The 5907-nt window shown below is 66.8% G+C and carries 4 protein-coding genes; 1 reads left to right on the top strand and 3 read right to left on the bottom strand.

From position 1 onward, the window contains the following. Positions 1-577 (bottom strand): GOLPH3/VPS74 family protein (locus tag ABT336_RS26555; protein WP_350900206.1); only part of this gene is annotated, 577 nt, incomplete at its 3' end. Between the two features lie 223 nt (positions 578-800). Continuing rightward, a complete protein-coding gene (locus tag ABT336_RS26550) occupies positions 801-1754 on the bottom strand; it encodes an endonuclease/exonuclease/phosphatase family protein (protein WP_350900204.1) in 954 nt (317 codons plus the stop codon). Between the two features lie 848 nt (positions 1755-2602). On the opposite strand from ABT336_RS26550, the gene ABT336_RS26545 reads away from it, so the two are divergent. Beyond that, positions 2603-4096, top strand: coding sequence for a S9 family peptidase (locus ABT336_RS26545; protein ID WP_350900202.1), 1494 nt, complete (start codon positions 2603-2605; stop codon positions 4094-4096). On the opposite strand, the gene ABT336_RS26540 is transcribed toward ABT336_RS26545, so the two are convergent. Beyond that, the gene (locus ABT336_RS26540) at positions 4072-5460 is read right to left on the bottom strand and encodes a helix-turn-helix domain-containing protein (RefSeq protein WP_350900200.1); all 1389 of its coding nucleotides are present in this window, start codon (positions 5458-5460) and stop codon (positions 4072-4074) included. The genes ABT336_RS26545 and ABT336_RS26540 overlap by 25 nt on opposite strands. Positions 5461-5907: the final 447 nt, after the last annotated feature.

Here is a 5907-nt window from a genome sequence, read left to right as displayed (position 1 = left end):
CGGCCATCTGGGTGTGCAGGATCAGGCCCGCGAGGGGACCGTCCGCCCCGCTCAGGCGACGGCCGTGGCGAAGGTGCTGCGACACGCGGGCTAACGGCCACGCCGCCTGGTTGATGTCGGTCGGCCGATGGACCGTGTGGGTACGCCACCACCGGCGATGCACCTGCGTGGTCAACATCCCGGCACACCGCATCCGCTCGGCCACCCGCTCGTATGCGGCGTCGGCCAGGTAGTACAACCACTCCCGGACGCTGTACCCGGGCTCGACGGCCAGCCGCTCCAACACCACATGCAGCAGGGCATCCTGCGGTGCCGTCGTGTCCCGCACCCGCACCCGCCCACCGACGACCGTGATCCGGCCGATCGTGTGCAGCTCGATCAGCAACGCCGCGGCCAGGCCATGGGAGAGAGCGGACCCGAACAGACGGGGCCGCCCGTAGTCGGTGTGGGAGATGAAGAAGAAATCGTCGGCGAGCCGCGACACCGCCGCCGTACCGACCACGGTTGGCGGCCCCATTGCCGTCGAGCACAGGTGTCGGGGCTCGTGCCGCTCACCAGCGGCCGGATAGTGGGTCACCTCACCGGTCCTCTCTCACTCGGAACACACGGGTAGGGGATTCGTAGTTCGTCCAGCAGGAGCCGACCGCCGCGATGGTGGGACAACTCGCGGACCGCCCAACGGCGTTGCTCGCAGGTCGAGGCACGGCATCCGAGACAGGACCGGCCGTTCAGATGGGAGCGAAGCGTGCGGCGAGCGGCATCGAACCGGTCCAGCCGGTGGGCGCTCTCGTCGAGCCGGGTCACCGGCCCGCAACCGCACCCCGAGCCATCGGCAACGCCCGCAGGTCGACCTCCGCCACCACCGGCAGGTGATCACTCGCCGCCCTCGACACCTCGTTGTCGACCACCGCGACACCCCGCACCGCCTGCAACACCGTCCTGGTCGCGTGGATCATGTCGATCCGCCGACGGACCCCCCGCACGCTGTACGGACACGTAGGCCAATGACCCGTCGTCGCCGCCCACGGAGCACGGACAGCGGCCACGACGTCGTGCAGACCACCGGCCTCCCACACCTCCGCCGGACGCCGATCCGCCCGATGACTCGTCCCCGGATGCGTGACCTCCCGACACTGATGCACCAGATCCGGCCACCACGGCTGACCCGTATACGGATCCCGGTCATAGAAGTCCCCGTTGACACGAGCGGCACCGACGGAGTTCATGTCGGAGCCGACCAGGGTCGCCGCGTTCGGTCCGGTCACCGCAGCCAAAGCGACCTCGGCCTGATCAATCCGCCGATGCCGACCGAACGCCGGCGCGTGATACGACGCGAACGTCAACGGACGACCACTCATCTGGAAGGCCAGGCGGACCAGCGACCCGTACCCCACACCCCGCCACCCACCGTGGTGATGCACCGCCGGACTGAACGCCCGAAACGACGACGGCAAGGCGACGAGCCCGTCGCGCCACAACAGAGCCACATGAACGGTGTTGTCCCCTACCGCCACCGCGTGCACGTCCCGACCATCAACCTTCCTCACCACACTGGTCAGACCGGTCCGCTCCCCCAACTCGGCCACCAACCGATCAACCCGACCCGGCGCACACTTCAACTCCTGCACCGCAATCACATCCGGGTCGATCGCCTTGATCGTCTCGAAAACACGCCGCTGCCGGTCGGCCTCCTGAACACTGTTCGCGCTCAACGTCAGATCGAGCATGTTGTACGTCGCAAAACGCAATCGCATGAAATTACCTTCTGCATTCGAAGGATCGCAGTGGGCGGGAGTCCCGTGACTGCGCGGGCATCCGAACAGTCATCGAGGTTGCAATCGACAAACCCCATAGGATACAAGTAGGCATTTCTAAACCCCCCGACGCCGTCGCCAATCTCATTGAACGAATTTTTCCCGATAGACAGCATCTGACGGTTGCCGCCGTTCTCAACGAGAATCCGATAACGAAAATCTTCGCTCGGATTCGGTCGTCAGTCGAGCCGGTGATGCGGACAGTGCAAGCTGTCCGTATTCCGCCAAGCGCGAAGCGGGCTGCTGTCGAAGTCCGCAGGAGGGACTCTCTTGCCGCGAGCGGAGCGCTGGTGGGCGAGCGTAGAGTCGAAGTCGTGCACGCCAACTCCCGCCAGCCCGCAGACGGGATCCTTCGACCTTCCAGTGGTAGACCCGAGGCGAATGTCGGCGCTCCTCTCGTCACAGGGCCTACCACCCCGACGATCGGTTTGCTCGAGGAGGCGGATGTGGATGCGGCGAGGAAAGCCGCCTCGATCTCCTCAGCAGATGCGGTGCGCGCGTCCGTCAGTTTCGACCAGCTTCGCAACTACGGCGACTCCTTGTACTGGCTCGAAACTCGGCCCGACAGTGGCGGAGAAGCGATGCTGGTGCGATGGACTCCCGCTGAAGGGGTACGTGACGCTGGCCCCACCGCCTTCCGCATCGGCAGTCCCGTGCACGCCTACGGTGGCGGTTGCTACGCCGTCGTCAACCGGGAGTTGTGGTGCGTCGACGACCGTGGTCTGTATCGGCGTCCTCGGGACGGCGGTGGCGACCTCGAGTTGGTCGACTCCGGTGCGGTCGGGGGGTTGGTTGCCGGCACGGGCGAGGTCCTGGGCGTCCGGGAGACCGACCAGGGCGACGAGTTGGTGGCGGTGGAGTGCGCGGAATCGCCACAGGTGCGGGTGCTCGCCGCGTCGGCGGGATTCTTCGGTACGCCGCAGCCCGGTCCGGGTTTCTTGGCCTGGTCGTCGTGGCGTGTGGATGACATGCCGTGGGATGCCTGCGAGGTGTGGGTGGCGGCCTACGAGCCCGGTGGGCGGCTGACCGACCGGCGACGGGTGGCGGGTGGACCGGGTGAGTCTGCGATCGAACCGCGGTGGGGGCCTGACGGGGCGCTCTACTTCGTGTCGGACCGTGGCGGCTGGTGGAACCTCTTCCGCTGGAACGGCCAGGAGGTCCAGGCGGTGATCCCGCTGGCGGCGGAGTGCGCGGCGGAGCCGTGGGAGCTGGGTTACTCGTCGTACGGATTCCTCGACGACGGGCGGATCGCGGTCGTGGTTCAGGAGGGGCCACGCCACCGCCTGGTCCTCATCGACGCAGTGGGAACGGCCGTACCGGTCGCGCTTCCGTACACCTCCATAAAGCCGTATGTGGTGGTCGACGGTCAGACAGTCGCTCTGATCGCCGCGTCGCCGACGGCGGCATCGCAGGTCGTGCTCGTCCACCTGGGGGCAGGTGAACCGCGGGTGGAGGTGGTCGCCCGGTCAGAGCCCTACCGCCTCATCAGCGCGGCCGTGTCGACCCCGACCGAGCTGCGGGTCCAGGTGGAGGAAGACCGGCAGGTGACGGCGTTGCTGTATCCACCGACAGGTGCCGCGTCGGGGTGGCGGGCTCCTCTGATCGTCCGGGCGCATCCCGGGCCGACCGCCTCCTGCCTGCTACGTCTGGACTGGCAGACCCAGTTCTTCACCAGCCGGGGCTTCGCCGTCGTCGACGTCGACTATCTCGGCAGCACCGGATACGGCCGACCGTTCCGCCAGGCCCTGTACGGCCGGTGGGGGTGGGACGACGTGCACGACTGCCGAGCGGTGGCCGAGCACCTCCTCGCCACCGGACAAGCGGTCCCCGGTCAGGTGTTCATCCGTGGTGCCAGCGCCGGCGGATACACAGCCCTCCACGCTGTGGCGCAGGACGGTCCGTTCGCCGCTGCCACAGCCGTCTCGGCGATCGTCGACCCCGACCGGTGGGCGGCTACCGTGCCCCGTTTCCAGCGCGCCCACGCCCACCGTCTCCGCGGCGGGGCGGGCCGGGTACCGGCCGAGGTGATCCACCGACCGGTACTGCTCATCCACGGCACCAACGACACCGTCGCCACCGCGACCGACGTCCAGAACCTCGCCGCGCAGCTGACGGACCGCGACCAGCCCGGGAGACTGCTGCTGCTCGACAGCGTCGGCCACTACGTCGCCACGTCCCACAGGGCGAGGGAGGCACTCGATGCCGAGCTGAACCACTACCGCTCAGTCATCGGCGAGGGCAAGCAGCACCGCGACGACTACACGGCCGCCAACGGCAGTTGATGCCGTATGTAGTCGCTGAGCTCGCGAACCTCCGGCTCACCTCGAAAAGGATCGAGGTCGACCTGAACGTCGACGATGCGTTCGAGACAACGGTGGGAGGTGGTCCGGGCAGCCTGGTCGACCGCCTTCCGCGCAGCCACACAGGCTTCCTCGAGGTGACCGGCAGCCGCCAACGAAGATGCCAGCAACGCCGTGTCGATGGCCAGTCGGCGAACATGTGACGGACTCAGCGAAGTGAGAGCTTCGTCTAGATGCCGCTGGGTCTGTGGTGCCTGCCCAAGGTCGTGGAAGCAGTGGGCCAACTCGTCGGCGAGGTAGGCCCAGGTGAAGTATCGAAGCCAACTCGGCTCCTCTTCGGGCCGGCTGCGAGTGAGCTGCTTCTCGGCCACCGTCAGGTGAGCGACAGCGTCTGCCTCATGTCCCAGGCGGGCATGGGCGCGGGCGACTACGGCATGCAGCGCCGCTCGCGTGGCCGGGGTCGCCTGGCTCTCACACCCGGTCAGTGCGGCGATGGCCATTCGCAGGCTCACCTCGGGATGATTGCAGTGCAGCGCCAGGTGACCGATGTTGACAGCAAGAAGGTAGCCGCCGTAGCAACGGTCGCCGGCGGTCTGGGCCAACCGTAGGGCGCGCAGGTAGCGGCGTTGCGCAAGACCGTACGCGCCCGTGTCGACCGCTTGGTAGCCACAGAGTTCGAAGAACCCCGCCGCAAGCGTCTTCAGATGGCGGTCGATCGGCTCGGAAGCAGGTACACCTGCTAGCAGCCGGTTGAGTTCACCTTCGATGTACTGCTGCACCTGTGCGTGGATGCGGCCAGCACCATGAGTGTGATCCATCTGTCGGAAGACAGTAAGTGTGTTCTCCGCCGCTGCGAGCTCGTCCTCGGTGACCCGGTTTGCGGCCCTGAATCGACTCGGGGGGCTGTCCCCGCTTCGGGAGGCGTTGAGCCAGTCAAGCGCTGCACTGTCGAGTACCCCTGGTTGGAAGGGGACTCGCTTGACCAGGTCACTGTGTTGGTTCGTTTTGTTCGGTGCAGCAAGCGAGGAAGTGGCCAGGGGCACCGGAACGACCGTGGGCGGGTTGGCCGGTGTACTGCGCTCGAGGCTCCGCCTCGTCTCCAGTAGGGGCAGCAGCCGCATCAGGGCACCGTCCGCTGACAGCGCTTCGTCGCAGGCTTGCACGAACTGAAGAGATGGAAACCGATCAGCTGTCTCCACCCGTCGCACGAGATCGGGGCTGAAGCGGATCAAGGCACCCAACCGCGCCTGGGAGAGACTCGCCTGTTCCCGCAGACGCCGCAGCTCAAAGCCGAAAAAGTGGCGCTCGGACGCGGCCGGCTCGAGTTTCCGCGGGGTCTGCCCCATGGCGAAGCCTCCTCAAGAGTTCGACCGTCGGTATCGAGCAGCGTAGACCTGCTCCCGGGTCCCTCGTTGTATAGCAACCACAGGCGGGGTGGGCCACGGAGTGACCCGCCGCTGCCGTTGGCTTTCTCGAATGCGGACAGATGCTTCGTCCGCATGTTCACCATTCACTTTGCTGGCCTGTCGGATGAGGGTGGAGATCAGGCACTCACCGAGTGTCGGATCCGCTCCGGTTCCGACCAGACCGGCAGGTAGCAGTGGACCCATCGCTGCTTGACCCACTGCGAACGCTGACCTGAACGATGGGCCGTCGGGACTGCCCCCGGTTTGCTTGACTCCTGATTTGTGAGGATGCGTTCCTCGCTGGAAGGATGTCTGTCATGCCGAAAGCGTTTCCGCCGGAGTTCCGTCGTGACGTGGTCGCGGTCGCCCGTAAGGGCGAGGTGCCGT

It is taken from the genome of Micromonospora sp. NPDC000207, from assembly GCF_040300925.1.
Classification (GTDB): Bacteria; Actinomycetota; Actinomycetes; order Mycobacteriales; family Micromonosporaceae; genus Micromonospora.
This window is presented reverse-complemented; position numbering and strand designations above follow the sequence as displayed.

Bases quoted from the DNA above. Each gene is read 5' to 3' on its own strand.
- ABT336_RS26540 (WP_350900200.1), bottom strand. From the start codon at position 5,460: ATGGGGCAGACCCCGCGGAAACTCGAGCCGGCCGCGTCCGAGCGCCAC.
- ABT336_RS26550 (WP_350900204.1), bottom strand. From the start codon at position 1,754: ATGCGATTGCGTTTTGCGACGTACAACATGCTCGATCTGACGTTGAGC.